The organism is Dokdonella sp. (assembly GCF_036518555.1).
Classification (GTDB): domain Bacteria; phylum Pseudomonadota; class Gammaproteobacteria; order Xanthomonadales; family Rhodanobacteraceae; genus Dokdonella_A.
Window position 1 is genome coordinate 1 of sequence record NZ_DATDMY010000312.1, and the last position, 23,140, is coordinate 23,140.

General features: G+C 69.1%; 22 protein-coding genes. 13 read left to right on the top strand and 9 right to left on the bottom strand.

Annotated elements, in window-relative coordinates:
* A partial coding sequence (locus VI238_RS16720; RefSeq protein WP_331653403.1) for an AsmA-like C-terminal region-containing protein occupies positions 1-339 on the top strand: 339 nt, incomplete at its 5' end.
* Positions 340-447: 108 nt separating this feature from the next.
* Positions 448-1,890, top strand: coding sequence for a metalloprotease TldD (gene tldD, locus VI238_RS16725; protein WP_331653405.1), 1,443 nt, complete (start codon positions 448-450; stop codon positions 1,888-1,890).
* A 19-nt stretch (positions 1,891-1,909) separates the two neighbouring features.
* Here the strand turns inward: tldD and yjgA are convergent, their stop codons facing one another.
* Positions 1,910-2,440, bottom strand: coding sequence for a ribosome biogenesis factor YjgA (gene yjgA, locus VI238_RS16730; protein ID WP_331653407.1), 531 nt, complete (start codon positions 2,438-2,440; stop codon positions 1,910-1,912).
* Between the two features lie 24 nt (positions 2,441-2,464).
* Between yjgA and pmbA the strand changes: the two genes are divergently transcribed.
* Positions 2,465-3,820, top strand: a complete 1,356-nt coding sequence (pmbA, locus tag VI238_RS16735; RefSeq protein ID WP_331653409.1) for a metalloprotease PmbA — start codon at positions 2,465-2,467, stop codon at positions 3,818-3,820.
* Between the two features lie 96 nt (positions 3,821-3,916).
* Complete coding sequence (locus VI238_RS16740) at positions 3,917-4,345, top strand: DUF4870 domain-containing protein (protein ID WP_331653411.1); 429 nt, start codon at positions 3,917-3,919, stop codon at positions 4,343-4,345.
* A 73-nt stretch (positions 4,346-4,418) separates the two neighbouring features.
* On the opposite strand, the gene VI238_RS16745 is transcribed toward VI238_RS16740, so the two are convergent.
* The 7 genes from VI238_RS16745 to VI238_RS16775 all read right to left on the bottom strand — a co-directional run bounded on the left by VI238_RS16745 (position 4,419) and on the right by VI238_RS16775 (position 13,943).
* Complete coding sequence (locus VI238_RS16745; RefSeq protein WP_331653413.1) at positions 4,419-7,064, bottom strand: hypothetical protein; 2,646 nt, start codon at positions 7,062-7,064, stop codon at positions 4,419-4,421.
* 62 nt (positions 7,065-7,126) lie between these two features.
* The gene (locus VI238_RS16750; RefSeq protein WP_331653451.1) at positions 7,127-8,011 is read right to left on the bottom strand and encodes a farnesyl diphosphate synthase; all 885 of its coding nucleotides are present in this window, start codon (positions 8,009-8,011) and stop codon (positions 7,127-7,129) included.
* Positions 8,012-8,216: 205 nt separating this feature from the next.
* Positions 8,217-8,468 (bottom strand): exodeoxyribonuclease VII small subunit, encoded by a 252-nt coding sequence (locus tag VI238_RS16755; RefSeq protein WP_331653415.1) that lies wholly within the window; start codon positions 8,466-8,468, stop codon positions 8,217-8,219.
* Between the two features lie 11 nt (positions 8,469-8,479).
* Positions 8,480-9,859, bottom strand: a complete 1,380-nt coding sequence (tilS, locus tag VI238_RS16760) for a tRNA lysidine(34) synthetase TilS (protein ID WP_331653417.1) — start codon at positions 9,857-9,859, stop codon at positions 8,480-8,482.
* 16 nt (positions 9,860-9,875) lie between these two features.
* Positions 9,876-10,898, bottom strand: coding sequence for an L-threonine 3-dehydrogenase (gene tdh, locus VI238_RS16765; protein WP_331653453.1), 1,023 nt, complete (start codon positions 10,896-10,898; stop codon positions 9,876-9,878).
* A gap of 223 nt (positions 10,899-11,121) precedes the next feature.
* Positions 11,122-13,521, bottom strand: a complete 2,400-nt coding sequence (locus VI238_RS16770) for a heavy metal translocating P-type ATPase (RefSeq protein ID WP_331653419.1) — start codon at positions 13,519-13,521, stop codon at positions 11,122-11,124.
* On the bottom strand, positions 13,518-13,943 hold the full coding sequence (locus tag VI238_RS16775; RefSeq protein WP_331653421.1) for a MerR family DNA-binding protein: 426 nt from the start codon (positions 13,941-13,943) through the stop codon (positions 13,518-13,520). The genes VI238_RS16770 and VI238_RS16775 overlap by 4 nt, the downstream gene beginning before the upstream one ends.
* Positions 13,944-14,098: 155 nt before the next feature.
* On the opposite strand from VI238_RS16775, the gene VI238_RS16780 reads away from it, so the two are divergent.
* From VI238_RS16780 to VI238_RS16815, 8 genes are all read left to right on the top strand, one after another.
* Positions 14,099-14,638 carry a response regulator gene (locus VI238_RS16780; RefSeq protein WP_331653423.1) on the top strand — a complete coding sequence of 180 codons (540 nt, stop codon included), beginning with the start codon at positions 14,099-14,101 and terminating at the stop codon, positions 14,636-14,638.
* Between the two features lie 82 nt (positions 14,639-14,720).
* Positions 14,721-15,641, top strand: a complete 921-nt coding sequence (gene miaA / locus VI238_RS16785; RefSeq protein WP_331653425.1) for a tRNA (adenosine(37)-N6)-dimethylallyltransferase MiaA — start codon at positions 14,721-14,723, stop codon at positions 15,639-15,641.
* Positions 15,642-15,790: 149 nt separating this feature from the next.
* The gene (gene hfq / locus VI238_RS16790) at positions 15,791-16,072 is read left to right on the top strand and encodes an RNA chaperone Hfq (protein ID WP_331653427.1); all 282 of its coding nucleotides are present in this window, start codon (positions 15,791-15,793) and stop codon (positions 16,070-16,072) included.
* A gap of 217 nt (positions 16,073-16,289) precedes the next feature.
* Positions 16,290-17,693: a ribosome rescue GTPase HflX gene (gene hflX, locus VI238_RS16795; RefSeq protein WP_331653455.1), complete on the top strand. Its 1,404-nt coding sequence runs from the start codon at positions 16,290-16,292 to the stop codon at positions 17,691-17,693.
* Between the two features lie 191 nt (positions 17,694-17,884).
* On the top strand, positions 17,885-18,925 hold the full coding sequence (hflK, locus tag VI238_RS16800) for an FtsH protease activity modulator HflK (RefSeq protein WP_331653429.1): 1,041 nt from the start codon (positions 17,885-17,887) through the stop codon (positions 18,923-18,925).
* Positions 18,925-19,785, top strand: coding sequence for a protease modulator HflC (gene hflC, locus VI238_RS16805; RefSeq protein ID WP_331653431.1), 861 nt, complete (start codon positions 18,925-18,927; stop codon positions 19,783-19,785). Before hflK ends, hflC begins: the two co-directional genes overlap by 1 nt.
* A 3-nt stretch (positions 19,786-19,788) precedes the next feature.
* Positions 19,789-19,974 (top strand): DUF2065 domain-containing protein, encoded by a 186-nt coding sequence (locus tag VI238_RS16810; RefSeq protein ID WP_331653433.1) that lies wholly within the window; start codon positions 19,789-19,791, stop codon positions 19,972-19,974.
* A 199-nt stretch (positions 19,975-20,173) separates the two neighbouring features.
* The gene (locus tag VI238_RS16815; protein ID WP_331653435.1) at positions 20,174-21,466 is read left to right on the top strand and encodes an adenylosuccinate synthase; all 1,293 of its coding nucleotides are present in this window, start codon (positions 20,174-20,176) and stop codon (positions 21,464-21,466) included.
* 180 nt (positions 21,467-21,646) lie between these two features.
* Here the strand turns inward: VI238_RS16815 and VI238_RS16820 are convergent, their stop codons facing one another.
* The gene (locus VI238_RS16820) at positions 21,647-21,865 is read right to left on the bottom strand and encodes a hypothetical protein (protein ID WP_331653437.1); all 219 of its coding nucleotides are present in this window, start codon (positions 21,863-21,865) and stop codon (positions 21,647-21,649) included.
* 219 nt (positions 21,866-22,084) lie between these two features.
* Here VI238_RS16820 and VI238_RS16825 point away from each other — a divergent pair, with 219 nt between their 5' ends.
* The gene (locus tag VI238_RS16825; protein WP_331653439.1) at positions 22,085-23,032 is read left to right on the top strand and encodes a sensor domain-containing diguanylate cyclase; all 948 of its coding nucleotides are present in this window, start codon (positions 22,085-22,087) and stop codon (positions 23,030-23,032) included.
* The last annotated feature ends 108 nt before the right edge of the window (positions 23,033-23,140 follow it).

The following is a 23,140-nucleotide window of genomic DNA, read 5'->3' on the forward strand; positions in this document are numbered from 1 at the left end:
GGACGCACCGGCCTGCGCACGAGGGACTACGACCAGCTCATGGTCGTGCGCGCGCGCGCGGGCGCGACGTTGCCGATCGTCGGGGCGCTCGCGGCGGGCCCGGTCGGCGCGGCCGCGGGCCTCGTCATGCAGGGTATCTTCAACAAGCCGATCGGCAAGGCGGTCGCGCGCCGATATCGGGTTTCCGGATCGTGGGACAAGCCGGAAATCACGTTGCTTTCCCGCGCCAGGGCAGGCCGGGACGCCGAAGCGGCGCCGGAGCCGGCCACCGCCGAACCTTCCGAGCCCGCGCCGCCGTGGCAGCCGGCGCCGTTCGGAGAGGATGGCCCGGCCCGCTAGCGCTGACGCATTGCGTCGGGCCCGGTTGTGCTCCAGCATGCGCGGCCCCATCTTCCGCGCAGGCCCCGGCACCTCGCCGCGCGCCGCCCCCATTCTCGTGATTCCTCCATGTCCGATCTCATCGCCGTCGCCGAACGCCAGCTCCTGAGCCCGGGTGGGCTCGCCCTCCGCGACCTCGACGGCGTGTTCGCGCGCCTCATGGGGCCGTCGATCGATGCGGCCGATCTCTATTTCCAGCATTCCCGCACGGAGTCCTGGGTGCTCGAGGACGGCATCGTCAAGGACGGTTCGCACTCGATCGAGCAGGGCGTGGGCGTGCGCGCGCTGTCGGGCGAGAAGGCCGGCTTCGCGTATTCGGACGAGATCGTCCTGCCCGCGCTCGTCGAAGCGGCCGGTTCGGCGCGCGCGATCGCACAGGCGGGCGCGAACGGCGTCGGCACGCCGCTCGCGATCGCGACCGCGCACGCGCTCTACGCGCCCGTGGACCCGATCGACAGCCTGTCGAACGAGGCAAAGATCGAGGTGCTGCGCGAAGTCGATGCCGCCTGCCGCGCGGCCGACCCACGCGTGAAGCAGGTCATCGTGAGCATCGCGGCCGCGCTCGACACCGTCCTCATCGCGCACTCGGACGGCACGCTCGCCGCCGACGTACGCCCGCTCGTACGCATGAACGTGCAAGTGATCGCCGAAGCGAATGGCCGGCGTGAGTCGGGCAGCAGCGGCGGCGGCGGGCGCTACACCTTCCCGGAGCTGCTCGAGAACGGCCGCGCGAACGCGTTCGCGCGCGAGGCCGTGCGCGCGGCACTGGTCAACCTCGACGCGGTGCCTGCACCGGCCGGCAACATGCCGGTCGTGCTCGGCCCCGGCTGGCCCGGCGTGCTCCTGCACGAAGCGATCGGCCATGGCTTCGAAGGCGACTTCAACCGCAAGGAGACCTCCGCGTTCGCGGGCATGCTCGGCGAAAAGGTCGCGGCCGACGGCGTCACCGTGGTCGACGACGGCACGCTCGCGGGGCGCCGCGGCTCGCTCAGCATCGACGACGAAGGCACGCCGACGAGCTGCACCGTGCTGGTCGAGAACGGCGTCATGAAGGGCTATATGCAGGACAAGCTCAATGCGCGCCTGATGGGCTCGCGATCGACCGGCAACGGGCGGCGCGAATCGTTCGCGCACCTGCCGATGCCGCGCATGACGAACACCTACATGCTGCCCGGTGATCGCGATCCGCAGGAGATCATCGCGTCGGTCGAGCGCGGCCTGTACGCGGTCAACTTCGGCGGCGGCCAGGTCGACATCACGAACGGCAAGTTCACGTTCTCGGCCAGCGAGGCCTACCTCATCGAGGGAGGCAAGGTGACGCGACCGGTGAAGGGCGCGACCTTGATCGGTTCGGGCGCCGACGTGCTCAAGCGCGTGTCGATGATCGGCAACGACCTCAGGCTCGACGAGGGCGTCGGCGTGTGCGGCAAGGACGGGCAGAGCGTACCGGTCGGCGTCGGGCAGCCGACGCTGCGCATCGATTCGATGACGGTCGGCGGCACTTCGGCCTGAAACCGTCCGGGTCCATTGCTCATCCGGCTTCGTCGAACAGTTCGCGCAGCTCGCGGAACAGCTCGCGGTACGCATGCGGAGGCTTGTCCGCCTTGCGCTCGGCGAGCGCGTTGCGCACGAGCTGGCGCAGGCGCTGGCGATCGGCGGACGGATGCTGCGCGATGAACTCGGCGAGTACGTCGTCGCCGCCGGCGAGCAGGCGTTCGCGCCAGGTCTCGAGCCGGTGCATCGCCGCGGTCTCGCGATGCGCTTTCTCGCGGTCGACGGCGAGCGCGTAGCGGATCGCCTCGATCGATTCCTCGTCGAGCTTGCGCATCTGCTTGGCGAGGAACTGGTTCTGGCGCTTGCGGGCGATGTGCGAGGTGACCGCGCGCGTACGCCTTACTTCCTCGCGCAGGTCGTCGTCGAGCGGCACCCGCGCGAGTTCAGCCTCGCTGAGGTTGGCGAGCGTCTCGGCGAGCCTGAGGATATCGAGCGCCTCGCGACGCAGCTGGCTGCGGCTGGGCCCCAATTCCTCGTGCGGCGATTCGTCGTCGTGCGGGTCGTGCATCACGGATTCCAGGATAATGCTTCGATGAATGCCATCGTGACCGACAAAGATACCAGTTCCGCGGACCTCGACCGCCTCGCCGCGATCGCCGGGGACGTCGTTCGCCTCGCGCGCGCGAAAGGAGCGAGCGAAGCCGACGCCGCGGCGAGCGTCGACCTTGGCCTCGCCGTCGGCGTGCGTCTGGGCGAAGTCGAGACGGTCGAGCGCACGCGCGACCGCGGTGTCTCGGTGACCGTGTACTTCGGCAAGCGCAAGGGCTCGGCCAGCACCGCCGACCTCGATCCGAAGTCGATCGCGCTGACCGTCGAACACGCGTGCGCGATCGCGCGCCATACCGAGGAGGATCCGGCCAACGGACTCGCCGACCCGGCGCTGCTCGCGAAGACGATTCCCGACCTCGACCTCTGGCATCCGTGGGACATCACGCCCGAGGAGGCGATCCGCCTCGGCGTCGAGATCGAGGACGCCGGTCGCGCATACGATCCGCGCATCGACAACTCGGACGGCGCCTCGGTGCAGGTCGGTGCGTCGCTGACCGCATACGCGAACACGCTCGGTTTCGTCGGCACCGAACGCAGTACGAGCCATACCCTGTCGGTCGCGCTGATCGCGGAGAACGAATCGGGCATGCAGCGCGACTACTGGTACGACAGCGTGCGTCGCGCCGGCGATTTCGCGAGCGCGGCGTCGATCGGCCGCAAGGCGGCCGAACGCACGGTCGCCCGCCTCGGCGCGCGGCGCCTTTCGACGCGGGATTGCCCGGTGCTGTTCGCGCCCGAAGTCGCGCGCAGCCTCGTCGGCCACTTCCTCTCCGCGGTGAGCGGCGGTGCGCTGTACCGGCGTGCGAGCTTCCTCGTCGACCACGTCGGCAAGCCGGTGTTCCCATCGTGGATGCAGATCGTCGAGCGACCGCACATCCCGCGCGGACACGGCTCGACCGCGTTCGATTCCGAGGGCGTCGCCACGCGCGATTCGGACCTCGTCCGCAACGGCGTGCTCGCGCGCTACATCCTCGGCAGCTACTCGGCGCGCAAGCTCGGCCTGCAGTCGACCGGCAATGCGGGCGGCGTGCAGAACATCGTCGTGCAGCCGGGCGCGGACGACCTGCCCGCGATGCTGCGGCGCATGGGCAGCGGCCTGCTCGTGACCGAACTCATGGGCCAGGGCGTCTCGCTGATCACGGGCGACTACTCGCGCGGCGCGAGCGGATTCTGGGTCGAGAACGGCGAGATCGCGTACCCGGTGGAGGAGATCACGATCGCGGGCAACCTGCGCGAGATGTACGCGGATGTCGTCGCGGTCGGTCGCGACGTCGACCCGCGCTCGCACCTGCTGACCGGGTCGATCCTGCTGGAGCGCATGACGATCGCGGGTGAATAGCCCGCCGCGTGGCCGCGCAGGCATGACTTCCGCGCTATTGTGGACGCGTCGGCGCGCACCCAGATTGGATACCGCCACCCAACGCGGAGAGAGCGCATGAGCGAGCACCAGAACGACACGGGCAGCGGCACCGCGACCACCGTGCCCGAAGCGACCCAGCCCCCGGTGCCTTCGAACGACGACCGCACCTGGGCACTGATCGGCCACCTGTCGGCGTTCAGCGCGTTCATCACCGGCATCGGTTGCGTCGTCGGCCCGCTGGTGGTGTGGCTCGTCAAGCGTGACACGCTGCCGTTCGCGGCCGACCAGGCGAAGGAAGCGCTGAATTTCAACATCACCGCGCTCATCGCCGCGGCCGCCTTGTGGGTCGTCACGATCGGCACGTTCTTCATCGGCGCGCTGCTCACGGTGCCGATCGGACTGTTGCTGTTCGTCGCCTGGTTCGTCCTGACGATCGTCGCCGCGGTCAAGGCGAACGAGGGTGTCGCCTATCGCTACCCGTTCGCGCTGCGCCTCGTAAAGTAGATTGCCTGGCCAAGGGCGCGTCCTACCGGGTGGACGCCCCGTGGACGCGCCGCCGTCCCGTGCGGTCGTTAGGTCACGGGTCGAACCCGTCGACGAAAAGGCGTTCGCCCTCGACGGTCCAGAGTTCCAATCCGTGGTGGGCATCGTCGGCGGTGAAGTAGATGCGGTGCCTTGTGCTCATCGGCGTGATGCGCGACCAGCTCGGGCCAGGAAAGATGTCACGGACGAGCCGAGTGCCGGAGTCCGACCCATCGGTCTCGCATAGTTCCGTTCCGGTGTCCGCCGCCCAGCACGTGTAGACGGTGCGGTCATCATCGTAGGCGGCGAAAAGCTCGGCCGTCGGCTGCCAAGCGGATCCACTCGCGACGTGCTGCGTTCCGGCCGCGGTACCATCGGATGTATAGAGCATTCCGACTGCGCCCTCGCTGGCGGGCGAAACAGCGAACCGCACGCCTGATCGGCTCGGCGAAAGCAGGGAGAATCGCTGCACGGGGTCGGCAGCTCCGCCGCGGGTGAGAAGCAACGCCGGTGCGGAGCCTGCGGCCGTGTCGTAGCACCACAGGCTGTAGACCCCGTCCTTGAATGTGACGAAGAGCAGGCGATCGCCGAAGAATGCCATCGACAAGAGGTTGGACCCAGGATGTCCGAACGGCGTAACGGCGCGCGTTCCCGCGCGGGTAGCGTCGCTGACGTAGATCGAACATACGTCCGACGCATCGCACGCAGGGAAGTAGATCTGGCCGTCGCGCTCGATCGCGACTGCTGTCTGTGGGGTCAGCGTCTGGATGAGCCGGAACGTACCTGCGGCGGTGCCATCGCTACGCCAGAGTTCCCAACCGGACAGTCCGGTCGCGTCGGCGAAGAACACAGCCGCACCGCCTGCGTCGCCGACGGACGCGAAGGCCCCGTACAGGTCCTGCGTGAGTATCGTGCCGTGCGAGAGCGTCGCGTCGAGTCCACACAGGCCGGCCCCCATCGCGCAACTGAAGATCGCATTGCGCCCCGCCAAGGACGTGAAGCCCTGGAAGAAGTACGCATCGGAGCTGGCCACCGGGGTGACGTGCTGGAGGCCGGCATCCGCGACATAGATCATCGCGTCTTCGTACGACGCGAAAATGGCACCGCCGTCCATGCCGGGAGCTGCGGCGCCGATTCTACCGCCATAGACGGTCGCCGATAGGCCCCTGGTGCCGTTGGCGGTGCCGTCGGACATCCAGAGGCGGTTCGGTGGGTTGAGGGGTACGGTCCAGTCGTTCACGTTCCAGAAAAGCAAAGAACGGCCGTCGCTGTTGGAACGACTTGCGGAAGTGCTTTCGTCAGCCGGCATCGCATCGCCGGTCGTTTCCCACAACCGTGCGGCCTGCCGCGTACCGGATGCCGTGCCGTCGCTGCTCCAGATGTCGGATGCGTTCGACGGATCGGAACCGAAGCTGCGGATCGCGTACACCCGCGCCTGCAGGATGGCGGCGTCATCGAGAAGGAGTCCATCGCTCGCCGCCACGCGGTGCGTTCCGAGATCAGTTCCGTCGGTGACCCACATCGGGCCCGGGGTCGCCGGCGAGTCGGTCACCGCAGAAAATACCAGACCGCCGGCGACGCGGCGAAACGTGGAATACGGCCTGACGACGCCTTCCGGGGTCATCACCACTCGCGTGCCCGCCGTCGTGCCATCGCTGCGCCAGAGTACGTCCGATCGGAATACCAGGTTCGCGCCGTATGCCGCGATGTCTTCGACCGCGTTTGCGCCCGGATCATTCGAGAGAGCCGCGACCAGCGACACGCCCCCCGGTGTCGGCGTGCTGCGCCAGAGCGTCTCCGGATGCGGGAACCCTGTGGGGGAAAGCACGAAATAGATGTCGGACCCCATGCCGGCGACGCGGCAGTCGAGCGTGCCGCCGGCGACGTCGGACAGCCGAACGAGTTCGGCACCCGCGAACGAATAACGCCAGAGGCTGCGCGCGCCCGAGTCGACGACGAATGCCCAATATCCGCCGTCGTACGCAATCGTGCAGGCGGCCTCGGCGTGCAATGCGGGATCGAGCACGCGCACCAGATGCGTGCCCTCCGGTCGTCCGTCGCTGCTCCACAGTGTGGTGCCGTCGGGGCCGTCTGCAAGGAAATAAAGTTTCCCCTGATCGACGGCGAGCGACGCGCCGAGCACCGTACGCTGCGCTCCAAGAACGGTGTCGAGCGGCACCGTGCCGGCCACGGTGCCGTCCGAAGTCCACAACTTGCGGTCCGCCCAGGAGACGAAAAGCAGCCGATCGCCCACGACGCGCGCGATGTCGCGATCAGCACCGGCCCAGCTCGGCGACGACGTTATGGAAGTCACTACGTGCGTGACCGAGTCGAGCGCGTACAGTCCCATGCTGCCGCCTGCGACGTCGGCGACGAAGTAGACCGTGCGGGTGCCGGCGAAGATCAGGCCGGCTCGCGGATTTGCGGAACCGGTACCGGCGACGACATCCGCTTCCAGTCGGACATTGGTCGCGCCGTCGAAGGAAAATAGCTCGCGCCCGGATTCGGGGGTCGTCGCGGCGAAATAGATGCGTCCATTGCCTGCCGTGAAGCCTCCAGGGCCAGCGAGGCCGGCTGCGGGGGTCGTGTTGATGTCGCGCACCATGTGCGCGACCAGCGGCTCGACCGCGGCGTGCGAAGTGGACGCGAGCGCAAGCCACGACAAGATAGCGCCAAGGCGCGGTAGGCAGGACTTGGCCACGATGGCAATTTTTCGCTGGGAGACAATGCCGAAGAGTATACGGGAACCGGCGGCGCGAGTCGTCAGGCCGAGCGCTGCTGGACGAACCGGGCGAGATCGCGCAGCGCGTCGACGCGCGCGTCGAGCCGTTCGACCGCTCCGATCGCGCGCGCGGTCAGCAGCTCGAGCTCCGCACGCGACGCGTCGACGCCGAGGATCGCCGGATAGGTCGGCTTGTTCGCCGCGACGTCCTTGCCGGCGGTCTTGCCGAGCTGTGCGGTGTCGGCTTCGATGTCGAGCAGGTCGTCGCGGATCTGGAACGCGAGCCCGATCGCGTGACCGTAGGTCTCGAGCGCGTCGAGCGCGCTCGCGTCGCGCACCCCCGCGGCGAGCGCGCCCAGGCGCACCGACGCGCGGATGAGCGCGCCAGTCTTGTGCACGTGCATGCGTTCGAGCTCCGCCGCACCGAGCGCGTGGCCGACCGCGGCGAGATCGAATGCCTGGCCCCCCGCCATGCCGTGCGAGCCGCAGGCACCGGCGAGCGCGCGCAGCATCGCGAGGTGGTTGGCCGGATCGGCGGCGAGCGCCGGGTCGTTCGCGAGCACCTCGAATGCGAGCGCCTGCAGTGCATCGCCTGCGAGGATCGCCATCGCTTCGCCGAACACGATGTGGCAGGTAGGCCGGCCGCGCCGGAGGTCGTCGTCGTCCATCGCCGGCAGGTCGTCGTGCACGAGCGAGTAGGCATGGATGATCTCGACTGCGGCGGCCGACGCGTCGAGGCGATCCGGAGTGGCGCCGAACGCGATGCCGGTCGCGTAGACGAGCAGCGGCCGCAGCCGCTTGCCACCGCCGAGCACGGCATAGCGCATCGCGCGATGCAGCTCGACCGGCGGCTGCGCCTCGTCGGGCAACGCGCGCGCGAGCGCTTCGTCCGCACGTGCGGACAACGCCACAAGTTCAGGTGTCAGCTCGTTCACGCGGGAAAGATGCTCTCGATGAAGTGTGTGGCGAGCCGCATAGGGGGCAGCTTACGCAGGAAGGATGCCCTTGATGAAGAGTGCGGCCATGGATGGCCGCTCTGGACTTCAGGGATGCGCAGCCTTCCAATCGAATGTCGACGCATCGTCGAAGCCGCGATCATGGACGATCGCAGAGGTCCCCTGATCGCAAAGACTACGGCACGTCGGGATCGAAGGGTTGCGCGTTCTCCGGCGCCGCCGGATCCAGCAACTGGCTCACGCGCAGCTTGGCCTGGTCGAGCGCGCCCTGGCAGTTGCGATACAGCGCGATGCCGCGTTCGAACGACTGCAGCGACTCGTCGAGGCTGAGGTCGCCCTGTTCCATGCGCCCGACGAGCTGTTCAAGTTCGTCGAGGGACTTCTCGAAGTCGGCGACCTGCGAGGTTTCGGCGGCGGGCTTGGGCATGGGCGCGAAAACTAGCTCAGCGCGTCGGCAAGATCAATCGCGAGGCTGTCGCCGTCGCGTCGGGCGCTCCGTTCTGCCGGCAGCCACTCGAAGCGGGCCTCGAGCGGAGCGAGCAGCGCGGCACCGGCCTCGCTGAGCCAGACGTCCGCCACCGCGACGAGCGCGCCATCGGCGTCGAACACGAGCGGAAGGCGGCCTCGTTTCCACGGCGGTACGCCGGCTTCCTGGAACAGGTCGCGCAGTTCCCGCGTGCGTCCGCCGCTCGACAAGCGCAGGCTTTCGCCGCCGCGGCGGAAACGCACCTGCAGCGGCGTCGCGAGCCGAACATCGCCGCCGGCGGCGCGCAGTCGAAGCACGCCGAGATCGAGCGGCAGCGCGAGCGGGCCGCCGTCGAAATCGCCGATCCATTCGAGCGGCGGGAACTGCAACGGCGCGAGCGCGTGCAACAGGTCGCGGTAGCGGCGCACTTCGGTCCCGGGCCAGCGCACGCACGGCTGGCGGTCCTCGCCGGCTTCGCCGAGCTGGCGCACGAGTTCCGCGGCCTGGTAGTGGGTCGGTTCGGGCAGGTCGAGCGCGCGCAGCCAGCGGCGCAGCACCGGATCGCGCAGCGCGGTCGGCAGGGCGAGCCACTCGCGGAAGTGGAGCGTGGTCGGATCCAGCCCCTGGATGCGCGCGAGCGCGCGCTCGGCTTCGACGTCGATGAATTCGGCCGCGGCACGCGCCCACGACGCGCTCTGCGCGATGCTGCTTTCGGCCTCGGGCCAGCGCGCGGTGATGCGCGGCAGCACCTGCATGCGCAGGTAATTGCGATCGATCGTCTGGTCGGCGTTGCTCGGATCGGCGATCCAGCTCAGGCGATGCTGCTCGGCGTACTCGCGCAGTGCCGCGCGCGGCAGCAGCAGCAGCGGCCGCCAGGCGAGGCCGCGGCCGAGGCGGCGCAGCGGGCGCATCGCGCCGATGCCCTCGGGCCCGGCACCGCGAAGCAGTTTGAGCAGCACCGTTTCGGCTTGGTCGTCGCGATGGTGGGCGAGCGCGACGATCTCCCCCGGCGTGAGCAGCGTTTCGATCGCCGCATAGCGCGCCCGGCGCGCGCTCGCCTCGAGGCCGAGGCCGGGGCTGCGCACGACGTCCACCACGCGTACCACGAGTTCGACGCCCAGCGCGTCCGCGAACTCGCGGCAGCGGCGCGCCCATGCCTCGCTGTCCTCGTTCAGACCGTGGTCGACGTGCACCGCGCGCAGGCCGCGCGCACGCACCGCCGCGGATTGCGCCAGCGCATGCAGCAGCACCATCGAGTCGAGCCCGCCGCTGAAGGCCGCGAGGATCGGCGTCTGCGGCAGCTCGGCAAGCGCCGATTCGAGGAGGTCGCGGATGCGGCGGCTGGGGGTCATGCCGGCGATCCCTGCGTCAGGCCCAGGAACAGACCACCTTGCCGCAGTTGCCCGAGTCCATGAGGTCGAAACCCTTCTGGAAATCGTCGATGTGGATCTGGTGCGTGAGGACCTTCTGCAGCGGGAAGCCGGAAAGCACCATCTGCGTCATCTTGTACCAGGTCTCGTACATGCGCCGGCCGTAGATGCCGTGCAGGGTAAGGCCCTTGAAGATGACCTTGTCCCAGTCGATGCCCGCGCCGTTCGGCAGCAGGCCGAGCAGCGCGACCTTGCCGCCGTGGTACATGCAATCGAGCATGTCGCTGAACGCGCGTGGATTGCCGCTCATCTCGAGGGCGACGTCGAAGCCCTCCATGTGCAGGTCCTTGACGACGTCCTTGAGCGACTGCTTGGACACGTTGACGACCCGCGTCGCGCCCATGTCGGCGGCGAGCTTGAGGCGGTAGTCGTTGACGTCGGTGACGACGACGTTGCGAGCGCCGATGTGCTTGCAGATGCCGGCGGCGATGATGCCGATCGGCCCCGCGCCCGTGATCAGGACGTCTTCGCCGATGACGTCGAATTCCAGCGCGCAGTGCGCCGCGTTGCCGTACGGGTCGAAGAATGCGGCGAGTTCGCTCGGGATCTGGTCGGGGATCGGCCACAGGTTCGACGAGGGCACGGCGACGAATTCGGCGAACGCGCCGTTGCGATTGACGCCGATGCCGATCGTGTTCGGGCACAGGTGCTGCTTGCCCGCGCGGCAGTTGCGGCAGACGCCGCAGACGATGTGGCCCTCCGCCGACACGCGCTGGCCAAGGCTGTAGCCGCGCACGCCAGGGCCCATGTCGACGACGCGACCGACGAATTCGTGGCCGATCACGAGGCCGGGCTTGATCACGCGCTGCGACCATTCGTCCCACTTGTAGATGTGCAGGTCGGTGCCGCAGATCGCGGTCTTCTCGAGTTTGATCAGCACGTCGTTCGGGCCGATCTCGGGAACCGGGACTTCCTCCATCCAGATGCCGCGCGCGGCCTCGCGCTTGACCAGGGCCTTCATCATCTGCGACATGGACGTACTCGCTCGGTGCCGGGTGGCGAACCGCGGGATTATACGTCGGGCGCGCTCGCGCGGCGCAGCCCGTCTCGGCCTTGCGCCGGGATTCGCTGCAAGGTGACGCCGCACCATGGGCACGCGTGGCCCACGTCGACCGCGGCGGCGCACCGTTCAGGCGACGCCGCATCCCGCACTCGGGCGACGCATGCGGTGGCGCCGCGCCCCGTCACACGCGCGCGTGCCGCAGGCGCAACGCGTTCGCGACGACCGATACCGACGAGAGGCTCATTGCGGCCGCGGCGATCATCGGCGACAGCACGACGCCGAAGAGCGGATACAGCACGCCTGCCGCAAGCGGCACGCCCGCGGCGTTGTAGACGAAGGCGAACGCGAGGTTCTGGCGCATGTTCGCGACTGCGGCGCGCGAGATCGCGCGCGCGCGCGCGATGCCGCCGAGGTCGCCGCGCACGAGCGTCACCTGCGCGCTCGAGATCGCCACGTCCGTTCCACTGCCCATCGCGATGCCGACGTCGGCCGCCGCGAGCGCCGGTGCGTCGTTGACGCCGTCGCCGGCCATCGCGACGCGGCGCCCCTGCCGGCGCAGCTCCTGCACGAGCGCGACCTTGTCGCGCGGTCGCAGGTCGCCGCGCGCCTCGTCGATACCGAGTCGCCGCGCGACGGCTGCCGCGGTCGCGGCGCCGTCGCCGCTCGCCATGACGATGCGCACGCCGCTGTCGCGAAGCGCCTGGATCGCCGCCGGCGTCGACGGCTTGATCGGGTCGGCCACTGCGAGCAATCCGGCGAGGCGGCCGTCGACGACCAGATGCATCACGCTGGCACCGTCCGATCGCAGCGCATCGGCATGCGCCGACAATGCCGAGCCGTCGATGCCCCGTTCGCGCAGGAGTTCGGTGTTGCCGAGTGCGACATCGCGTGCGCCGATCCTGCCATGCACGCCGACGCCTGCGCTCGATTCGAATTCCTGCGCGGTCTCGAGGCTGAGCGCCCGCGCACGCGCTTCGGCGACGATGGCCGTCGCGAGCGGATGCTCGCTGCCCTGTTCGAGACTCGCGGCGACGCGCAGCAGCTCGTCGGCCGACCAGCCCGGCGCCGGCACGGCCTCGCGGAATCGGGGGCGGCCTTCGGTGAGCGTGCCGGTCTTGTCGACGACGAGCGTGTCGATGCGGCGCAGCGTCTCGATCGCTTCGGCATCGCGGAACAGCACGCCTGCTTGCGCGGCGCGACCGCTGGCGACCATCACCGACATCGGCGTGGCGAGTCCGAGTGCGCACGGACAGGCGATGATCAGCACGGACACGGCGTTGAGCACGGCCCAGGTCCACGACGGCGCGGGGCCGAACACGCCCCATGCGACGAACGTCGCGACCGCGACACCGAGCACGGCGAGCACGAACCAGACCGCGACGCGGTCGGCCATGCGCTGGATCGGCGCACGCGAGCGCTGTGCCTGCGCGACGAGCTGCACGATCTGCGACAGCACGCTGTCAGCGCCGACGCGCGTTGCGCGCACGACGAGGCTTCCGCTCGTGTTGAGCGTCGCACCGATCACGCTGCTGCCGGGGACCTTCTCCACCGGCAGCGGCTCGCCGGTCAACATCGATTCGTCGACGGCGGAGCGGCCCTCGACGACCTCGCCGTCGACCGCGACCTTCTCGCCGGGCCGCACCCGCACGCGATCGCCGACGACGATGTCCGCGATCGGAACGTCCTCCTCGTCGCCGTCGGCGCGCAGGCGCCGTGCCGTCTTCGGCGCGAGCCCGAGCAAGGCCCTGATTGCCGCGGATGTCTGCGAGCGCGCGCGCAGCTCGAGCAGCTGGCCGAGCAGGGTCAGCGACACGATCGTCGCCGCGGCTTCGAAATAGACGCCGACGCGGCCGTGTTCGTGGAACGACGCCGGAAACAGGTCCGGCGCGAGCAGGGCGACGACGCTGTAGCCCCAGGCGGCGCCGACGCCGATGCCGATCAAGGTCCACATGTTCGGGCTGCGGTTGCGCAGCGATTGCGCGCATCGCGCGAGCAGCGGCCAGCCGGCCCACAGCACGACCGGCGCGGACAACGCGAACTCGAGTGCGCTGCGCCACGTCGCCGACGGCAGCAACGCATGGCCACCGCCCATCGCGAGCACGAATGTCGCGAGCGACAGCGGCAGGGTCAGGAAGAAGCGCCGCGAGAAGTCGCGCAGCTCCGGATCGTCGCCCTCATCGAGGCGCGGCATCTCCGGTTCGAGCGCCATGCCGCAGAGGGGGCAGGTTCCAGGACCGACCTGGCGCACGTCCGGATGCATCGGGCACGTATAGATCGCGTCCGTCGACGGCGGCGGCGAAGCGGCAGCGGAACGAGGCGCGGAGAACGACGCGGGGTCGGCGACGAACCGTTCGCGGCAGCGCGCGGAACAGAAGTGCCATGTCGTCCCGCCGTGCTCGGCATGGTGCGGCGTCGCCGCCGGATCGACCTGCATGCCGCACACGGGATCGCGCACGGTCGCCGTGCCGGCCGGGGTCGAGTGCCCGGCACAACACGCGTGCTTCGGCGCAGCCGCGCCGGCGCCATGCGAATGCGCGTGCGCGCCGGCCGTCACCGGGGTTCCGTTCGACGTCGGGTTCATGGTGTCTCCTTGTCGCCGAGCGCGGCGAGAATCGGGCAACGGTCGAGCGGGCCGTGGCCGGGGCACGCGTCGACGAGCTTCCTCAGGCCGCGCTGCACGCGGCGTAGCTCCGCGATGCGCCGCTCGACGTCGGCGAGCCGCGCCTCGGCGCGCTGGCGCACGCCCTGCGTACCGTGGCCGCCGTCGGCGGAGAGGGCGAGCAGGTCGCGGATGTCGTCGAGGCTGAAACCGAGTTCGCGCGCGCGCCGGATGAAGCGAAGCCGCGTCGCGCTCGCGAGATCGTAGTGCCTGTAACCGCTCTCGCTGCGCGCCGGCGCGGTCAACAGTCCCTCGCGCTCGTAGTGACGCACCGTATCGATGCCGACGCCGGCGGCTGCGGCGAGGCGGCCGATGGTGAACGAAGATGGATGGCGGATGTTCATGGGTGCAGCGTAAACCCTGGACCCGGGTCCGGAGTCAAGCGCCTTCGGCACCCGCAGGCAAGTGAGAACGGGTCGTCTTGTGCGGCTGCGGCATTGCGCGGACACTAAAGCCCTGTGCCATGCAAGTGGCATAGGGGGGAATCGACGGGGGGTCGATGGCTATTCTTGATTTTCTGAAGCGTCTTTTCGGCGCGGGCGGCAGCGAGCCGCGTCCGCCACCGCAGCGCCGAGCCGGCCCGCGCCTCAACGCGCGTGGCGGCATGCGCGTGCTCGTCGTCGACGATTCGACCACGGTCGTGACCCTGCTCGGCCGCATGCTGAGGCAGAACGGCTACGTCGTGCTCGACGCGTTCGATGCCGAGAAAGGGATCGAACTCGCGCTTGCCGAACGTCCGGACCTCATCTTCCTCGACATCGTGCTCCCGGGCATGAGCGGTTTCGCCGCGCTGCGCCAGCTGCGTCGCCAGCCCGCGACGCGCGACATCCCGATCATCATGATGAGCGGCAACGAACAGGCGACCGAGCAGTTCTACGCTCAGCGCATCGGTGCCGACGACTTCATGAAGAAGCCGTTCTCGCGCTCGGAAGTCTTCATGCGCATCGAGAACCTGCTCGACGTTTCGCTGCTGCCGCGCCGCCACTACATGCACGCGTCGGCGCAGAACGCGACGTCGGAGTCGTCGACGTTCCCGTGATTCGCGCGCAGGCCGGGCGCGGTGGTGGCACCCTACGCGCGGCATGAATCGAACAGACCGGCGACCTCGCGCGATCTTTCTCATGGGCCCGACGGCGAGCGGCAAGACCGCGCTCGCCTGCGCGCTCTCGGAACGGTTCGATCTGGAACTCGTGAGCGTCGACTCCGCGCTCGTCTATCGCGGCCTCGACATCGGCGCGGCGAAGCCGGACGCGGCCACGCTCGCGCGCCATCCGCACCGGCTCGTCGACATCCGCGACCCGGCGCAACCGTACTCGGCGGCCGACTTCCGCGCCGATGCGCTGGTCGCGATGGACGAGATCACGCGCTCCGGACGCGTTCCGCTGCTCGTCGGGGGCACCGGCCTGTACTTCCGCGCGCTCGAACACGGGCTTTCGGCATTGCCGGACGCCCACGCGGGAACGCGCGCCCGACTCGCGCGCGAGGCGGCCGAGATCGGTTGGGCGGCCATGCACGAGCGACTGCGGCGGCTCGATCCCGTCGCCGCCGAACGGATCGGGGCCGCCGATGCGCAGCGCATCCAGCGCGCGCTCGAAGTGATTGAATTGAGCGGGCGGCCGCTGTCGGCGCAGCAGGACGGATATCCGCTGCGGCTGCCGTGGCGCGTCCTCAAGCTCGCGCTCGTCCCGGGCGATCGCGCGCGCCTGCATGCGCGGATCGAGCAGCGGTTCGATGCGATGCTGCGCGAAGGCTTCCTCGACGAGGCGGGGCGCCTGCGCGCGTCCGCAACCTGGGATGCCGACCTTCCGGCGATGCGCGCGGTCGGCTATCGCCAGGCGTGGCCCTACCTCGCCGGGGACATCGACGAGGCGACCTTTCGCGACCACGCGATCGCCGCGACGCGCCAGCTCGCCAAGCGCCAGATCACGTGGTTGCGAAGCGAGCTCGATGCGCGCTGGTTCGATCCCGATGACCGCTCGTTGACCGACGAAGCGCACATGGCGCTGGCGCTGTTCGGCCTCCGGGAGCGCCTTTTCTCATGATCTGTGCGCGCCGTCGTTTTCTTTTGCGGGAACAAATCGTTAAGATGCTCGAAACTGAATGCGGGTTGAATCGGACGTGACGCGCGGCTGGGGTAGCGGTCACACGGCCTTTTGCCGGTTCGGGGTTCTCGGTGCAGGAGAAGAAGACCATGTCCAAGGGGCAGTCCTTGCAGGATCCGTTTCTGAACGCGTTGCGCCGCGAGCGCATCCCCGTATCCATCTATCTGGTCAACGGCATCAAGCTGCAGGGCACGGTCGAATCGTTCGACCAGTTCGTCGTGCTGCTGCGCAATACGGTGAGCCAGATGGTCTACAAGCATGCGATCTCGACCGTGGTGCCGTCGCGCAACGTGCGCGTCGGTGGCCCGGACGGGCACGCTGCCCACGCGGCGCCGTCGCCCGAACCGCACGAGGAAGGCGAGGGCGCGTGAGCGCCCGGCCTTGAAGCGCGCCGAGCCGGCCGCATTCACGGACTTCGCCCGGTCGATGCCGCATCGGGGTCGTCCGTCGCTGTCATGACCGGGCGGTTCCGGGCGGGTTGGTGAGCGCAGCCGCGTTCCCGATCGACCGGTTCGCGTCGTCGGCGTGCGCCTCGCATGCGCCGGGCGCACCACCGGGGCACCCACCCCAGACCTCGAGGTCACTCCCCTGTTCGAACGATCCAGAAAAGGCGAGCGCGCGCTGCTGCTGCAGCCGCAAGCTCCCGGTCGCGCCGATCCGCTCGCGCTCGATGAGTTCGCCGAGCTCGCACGCTCCGCCGGGGCGACGGTCGTCGGCACCCTGACCGCGCGCGTCGAACGGCCCAATCCGCGCTACTTCGTCGGTACCGGCAAGGCGCAGGAGCTGCGCGACCACAAGCTCGCGCTCGACGCCGACATCATCCTCGTCAACCATGCGTTGAGCCCGGTGCAGGAGCGCAATCTCGAGAAGCTCACCGAGTGCCGCGTGGTGGACCGCACCGGCCTCATCCTCGACATCTTCGCGCAGCGCGCGCGCTCGCACGAAGGCAAGCTTCAGGTCGAGCTCGCCCAGCTCAAGCACATGTCGACGCGCCTCGTGCGCGGCTGGACCCACCTCGAGCGCCAGCGCGGCGGTGCGATCGGCCTGCGTGGTCCCGGTGAAACCCAGCTCGAACTCGATCGCCGCTTGCTCGCCGAACGCGTGAAGCAGTTGCAGAAGCGCATGGAGAAGGTCGAGACGCAGCGCGCGACCGCGCGCCGCTCGCGCGAGCGCAACGAGCTGCCCGTGGTCGCGCTCGTCGGCTACACGAATGCCGGCAAGTCGACCTTGTTCAACGCGCTCACGGGTTCGGCCGTGTATGCCGCGGACCAGCTCTTCGCGACGCTCGATCCGACCCTGCGCCGGCTCGACGGGCTCGACTGCGGGCCGGTCGTGCTCGCCGACACGGTCGGCTTCATCCGCGATCTGCCGCACGACCTCGTCGCGGCTTTCCGTTCGACGCTCGCCGAAGCGCGCGAAGCGGACCTGCTCCTGCACGTCGTCGACGCGTCCGACCCGGAACGCGACGAGCGCATCCTCGACGTCGAGCGCGTGCTCAAGGAGATCGGCGCGGATGGGCTGCCGCAGATCCTCGTCTACAACAAGATCGATCTGCTCGACGCCGGAGCCGACGCCCACGCGGACATCGAGCACGGCGTGCGGTCGACGACGGCGGTACCGGGGGCCGCATCGGCAAATGCCGGGCGGGTGGACTACCTCGACGGCGGCGAATTGCCGCGTGCGTGGGTGTCGGCGGTCAGCGGCGCGGGCATCGACGGCCTGCTGCGTGCGATCGGCGGTCGCCTCGGCGACGAGCGCGTGCGCGCCGAGTTGCTGCTGCCGAGCGACGCCGGTCGCCTGCGTGCGCGCCTGCACGAGCAAGGCCTCGTCGCGGACGAGCGCGTCGACGAGCACGGCTGGCTCATCCGCATCGATGCGCCGCGCGCGCTGGTCGAACCGCTGTTCGGACTGCCCGGCGGCGACGGCGACTGGCTGCGCGCCCGTTTGCTTGCCGCAGCGGATGCCCCTACCTACAATCGGGCGACGACATGATCGGGCTTGCGCGATCGCTCATGGCGCGCTCGTCCGATCGCCGCCCGCGCGATCATCGGTGATCGCCGCCTCGGAGCGGTACTCATGCGCCGCGGCTGCGATGGGCACGCGTCCGGAAAGCGGCCATCGCCGGCCGCACCCTTCGACGAACAACGGTGTCGGCAAGATTGCTGTCAGCGAGGTGTTGGGCAATGGCATGGAATGAACCCGGGAGCGGCAAGCAACGCGATCCGTGGAAGGACGGCGGCGGAAACCGGCCATCGCCCGATTTCGACGCCGTGGCACGCCGCGTGCGGGACTTCTTCAATCGCCTGTTCGGTGGCGGCGGCGGCGGTTTCGCGGTCGCATTGGTCGGTGCGCTCATCGCCTGGTGCGCTTGGGACAGCATGGTGCGCGTCAATGCGAGCGACACCGGCGTCGTGCTGCGATTCGGCCGTTTCTCGCGCCTGATGACGCCGGGTATCAACTTCAAGTTTCCGCGACCGGTCGAGAGCGTCGTGTCGGTGCCGGTCGGCAAGACGCTGCAGACGAACGACCAGGTGCGGATGCTGACCAAGGACGAGAACATCGTGCTCGTCGACTTCAACGTGCAGTACCGGATCAGCGATCCGCAGCTGTTCCTGTTCGGCGTGCGCGAACCGGACGGCACCCTCGGCCAGGCTGCGGAGAGCGCGGTACGCACGGTGATCGGCAGCAGCGACATGGACACGATCCTGTCCGGTCAACGCAGCGAGCTCATGGTACAGGCCAAGCAGCTGCTGCAGGCGAACCTCGACCAGTACAAGGCCGGCCTGTCGATCAGCGAACTCAACTTCCAGAACGTGCGTCCGCCGCAGGACGTCAAGGACGCGTTCGACGACGCCAATCGCGCGCTGCAGGACAAGCAGCGTGCGGAAGAGGAAGCGAAGGCCGATGCGAGCCGCGTGGTGCCCGAGGCGCGCGGCGACGCCGCCGCGGTGCGGGCGGAAGCGGAAGGCTACAAGAGCAAGGTCGTCGCACGCGCCGAGGGCGACGCGCAGCGCTTCAATCTCGTCGAGTCGCAGTACAAGGCGGCGCCCGAGGTCACGCGCAAGCGCCTCTACCTCGAGACGATCGAACAGGTCGTCGGCAACACGCCGAGGGTGATCGACCTGTCGTCCGGCAAGAACATCCTCAACCTGCCCGGAGCGCCCGACGCGCGCGTGCCCGCGGCGACCGTCATCACGCCCGACGCGGGCAAGGGAGGCCACTGATGCGTACCGTACCGGTCGTCGCGTTGCTCGTGGCGCTGCTCGTCGCGGCGAATTCGATGTTCGTCGTCAAGGAAGGGCAGACCGCGATCCTACTGCAGTTCGGCCGCATCGCCCGCACCGGCTACGATCCCGGCCTGCATTTTCGCATTCCGCTCGTGCAGCAGGTGCAGAAGTTCGACAAGCGCGTGCTTTCGCTCGACTCGGCACCCGAGCGCTATCTCACGTCGGAAAAGAAGGACGTCAACATCGACTTCTTCGTCAAGTGGCGCATCGCCGACCCGGCGAAGTTCTTCGTCGCGGTCGCCGGCGACGAGAACAACGCGCAGCGGCTGGTCGTGCCGATCGTCAAGGAAGGCCTGCGTACCGCGGTCAATTCGCGCACGCTGCAGGAACTCGTTTCAGGAGGCCGCGCCGACGTGACGCAGCACCTCGTCGCGGACGCGAACGGCAAGACGCAGGGCCTCGGCATCGACGTGCTCGACCTGCGCATCAAGCGCATCGACCTTCCCGAGGATGGCACGGTGATCGGCTCGGTCTACGAACGCATGCGTTCGGAGCGCAAGAAGGTCGCCAGCCAGCTGCGCGCCGAAGGCGAGGAAGCTGCGCGCGGGATCAGGGCCGACGCCGCACGGCAGGTCCAGGTGATCACCGCCGAGGCGTATCGCGACGCGCAGAAGACGCGCGGCGAGGGCGACGCCGCGGCGGCGCAGATCTACGCGGGCGCCTACGGTCGCGATCCCGAGTTCTACGCGTTCTACCGCAGCCTGGAGGCGTACAAGCAGGCGCTCGTCGGTCCGGGTGGCACGCTCGTGCTCGACTCGAAGTCCGAGTTCCTGCACTACCTGCAGGAAAGCAAGTAGCGCGTGGGCGACGCCCTCGCGAGCGCGCTCTGCCTGGTGCTCGTGCTCGAGGGGCTGTTCCTGTTCGCTGCGCCGGACGCCTGGAAGCGCATGGCCGAACAGCTGCAGCAGATCGAACCGCGTCGCCTGCGTCTGTACGGCGGCGGCATGGTCGTGCTCGGGCTGATCCTCCTCCGGATCGTCCACTGACCGCCGTCGCGGGCACGCGTGTGCTCGGCCGCGACACGCACTACAATTCCCGGCTCAGCACGGCGACCCGGCCCGGTCCGGCATCGCCTGCGTCGTGCCGTCTCGATACCCTCCGCGAATGCCCGCCCACGGGTTCCGCCGGGGATCGGCGTCCGGTCGCGCGCGTCGTGCCACTCACTCTCGTAGCAGGAACGTTCGCATGGGCAAGTCAGTCGTCATTCTCGGCGCGCAATGGGGCGACGAAGGCAAGGGCAAGATCGTCGACCTGCTCACGCAGGACATCGGCGCGGTCGTGCGCTTCCAGGGCGGCCACAATGCGGGACACACGCTCGTCATCAACGGCAAGAAGACGGTGCTGCACCTGATCCCGTCGGGCATCCTGCGCGACGGCGCGCTGTGCCTGATCGGCAACGGCGTCGTGCTGTCGCCGGCGGCGCTGCAGAAGGAGATCGCCGAGCTCGAGGGCAACGGCGTCGAAGTGCGTTCACGCCTGAAGATCAGCCCGGCGACGCCGCTGATCATGCCGTACCACATCGCGCTCGACCAGGCGCGCGAGAAGGCTGCCGGCGGCAAGGCGATCGGCACCACCGGGCGCGGCATCGGCCCCGCCTACGAGGACAAGGTCGCGCGGCGCGGCATCCGCGTCGCCGATCTGCACTATCCGCAGCAGCTCGGCGAACTGCTGCGTACCGCGCTCGATTACCACAATTTCGTGCTGACGAGGTACCTCGGCGTCGATGCGGTCGATTACCAGAAGACGCTCGACGAGGCACTCGCGTTCGGCGAGTACGTCGAGCCGATGAAGTCCGACGTCGCCGGCGTGCTGCACGACTTGCGCAAGCAGGGCCGCAAGGTGCTGTTCGAGGGCGCGCAGGGTGCGCTGCTCGACATCGACCACGGCACCTATCCGTACGTCACGTCGTCGAACACGACGATCGGTGGCGCGCTCGCCGGTGCCGGCGTCGGCGCCGACTCCATCGACTACGTGCTCGGTATCGCCAAGGCGTATGCGACGCGGGTCGGCGGCGGTCCGTTCCCGACCGAACTCGATGACGCGATCGGCCAGGGCATCCGCGACCGTGGCCAGGAGTACGGCGCGTCGACGGGTCGTCCGCGGCGGTGCGGCTGGATGGACATCGTCGCGCTCAAGCGCGCCGTCGCGATCAACGGCATCAGCGGCCTATGCATCACCAAGCTCGACATCCTCGACGGGATGGACAAGCTCAAGATCTGCATCGCCTACGAATACCGTGGCAAGCGCACGGAGTACGCGCCGCTCGACGCCGCCGGCTGGGAAGAATGCACGCCGGTCTATCTGGAATTCCCGGGTTGGCAGGAATCGACCCACGGCATCACCGAATGGGAAAGGCTGCCACCGGCGGCGCGCGCGTACCAGCGCGCACTCGAGGAGCTGGCGGGCTGCCCGCTCGCGATCGTCTCCACCGGCCCCGACCGCGACGCGAACATCGTCCTGCGCGACCCGTTTGCCTGAGTCCAGCGCGGACGCGACACGGGCGACGGCCGGGACCGGCCGGCCCGGCAAGTGGGTGCGATCGGACTGCGCGACGAAGGCTGCGCGCGCGAAGGGCGGCGTCGTCCATCGCCGTGCCGTGAAGAAAGCCGCGCGTACGCCCGCGGCGCTATCGTTCGGCGACGGGCGTTGCGCTGCGCCTCAGGCGCTCTTCGACTCGCGCTGGGTCCGGAAGCGCTCGAGAGCCGCCTTGAGGGCATCGGTGCGATCGCGCATGAGCTTGAGCTTCACGCGCGCTTCGATCACCTTGAGCTTGAACTCGTCGCGTTCGACCGGCCCCACGACCGCCGTCGCCGACCCCGGGCCCCTGAGGCGGGCCAAGGCCGCGTTCCAGTCGCGCGAGTCGAACTTGGCGGTCATCGAATCGTCCTCACTTGCGGTCACTGCGTTTCGCCCCGATCCTCACGGTCGCGGTGCCAATCTGTCGCACATCGGCACCGCGGACTGTGACGCTCGCCACGGGACGTCATTCAGGCAGGGTGGACGGTAGCATGGGGGCGGCAGGCGGCGGACGTCGATCGCGAGGAGTCGCGCGGACGACCGGCGCAGCGTGTCGCGACGGCCCCGGGAGCAGCAGCGATGGCGAACGAGAGGAATCCACCGACGGCGGGCGTCGATCCGGACGTTTACCGGACCCTGCTCGAATCGACGCGCGCGATCCCGTGGAAGATCGACTGGAGCACGATGCGCTTCGCCTACATCGGGCCGCAGATCGAGGCCCTGCTCGGGTGGGCTCCCGCGAGCTGGGTCACCGTGCAGGACTGGGCCGAGCGCATCCATCCGGACGATCGCGATCGCGTCGTCCAGTACTGCGTGGCGCAATCGCAGGCGGGCGTCGACCACGAAGCCGACTACCGCGCCCTGACGCCGGCCGGCGATTACGTCTGGATCCGTGACGTCGTGCACGTCGTGCGCGACGCCGCGGGTACCGTCGAGGCTCTCGTCGGCTTCATGTTCGACATCAGCGAGCGCAAGCGCACCGAAGAGCGGTTGCTCGGACTGCAGGCCGAGCTGCAGGACCTCTCGTTCAAGGATGCGCTCACGGGGCTCGCGAACCGGCGACGCTTCGACGAAGTGGTCGAGCGCGAATGGGCCGAGGCGAAATCGAATGCGCAGCCGCTTTCGCTGGTCATGATGGACATCGACTTCTTCAAGCAATACAACGACCACTACGGCCATCTGCAGGGAGACGCGTGCCTGAAGCAGGTGGCGGACCTGCTGTTCGGCGCGACGCAGGGTGGTCGGAATTTCCTCGCGCGCTTCGGCGGCGAGGAGTTCGCGCTCGTGCTTCCCGAAACCCGGGCGGAATCCGCGCGGAAGATCGCCACGCGCTGTCGTGACGCGATCACCCGCGCGCGCATCCCGCACGCGGCGTCGGCGATCGGGGAATGCGTCACGATCAGCCTCGGCGTCGGCACGGAGGTGCCGCGCGACGAGCGCGGGCTCATGTCGTTCATCGAGACGGTGGACCGGCGCCTCTACCTCGCCAAGCAGCAGGGGCGCGACCGCATCGTCGCCGAGGGCTGATCGGCTCCGGCCCGCATCCGCGCCTGCGGCTCGTTCCCCGAGCCGGCGCCGTGCGCGCCTGACGCGCTCCGCCATTCACGGCCTGCCCCGAAGGTACGTGGCGAAACC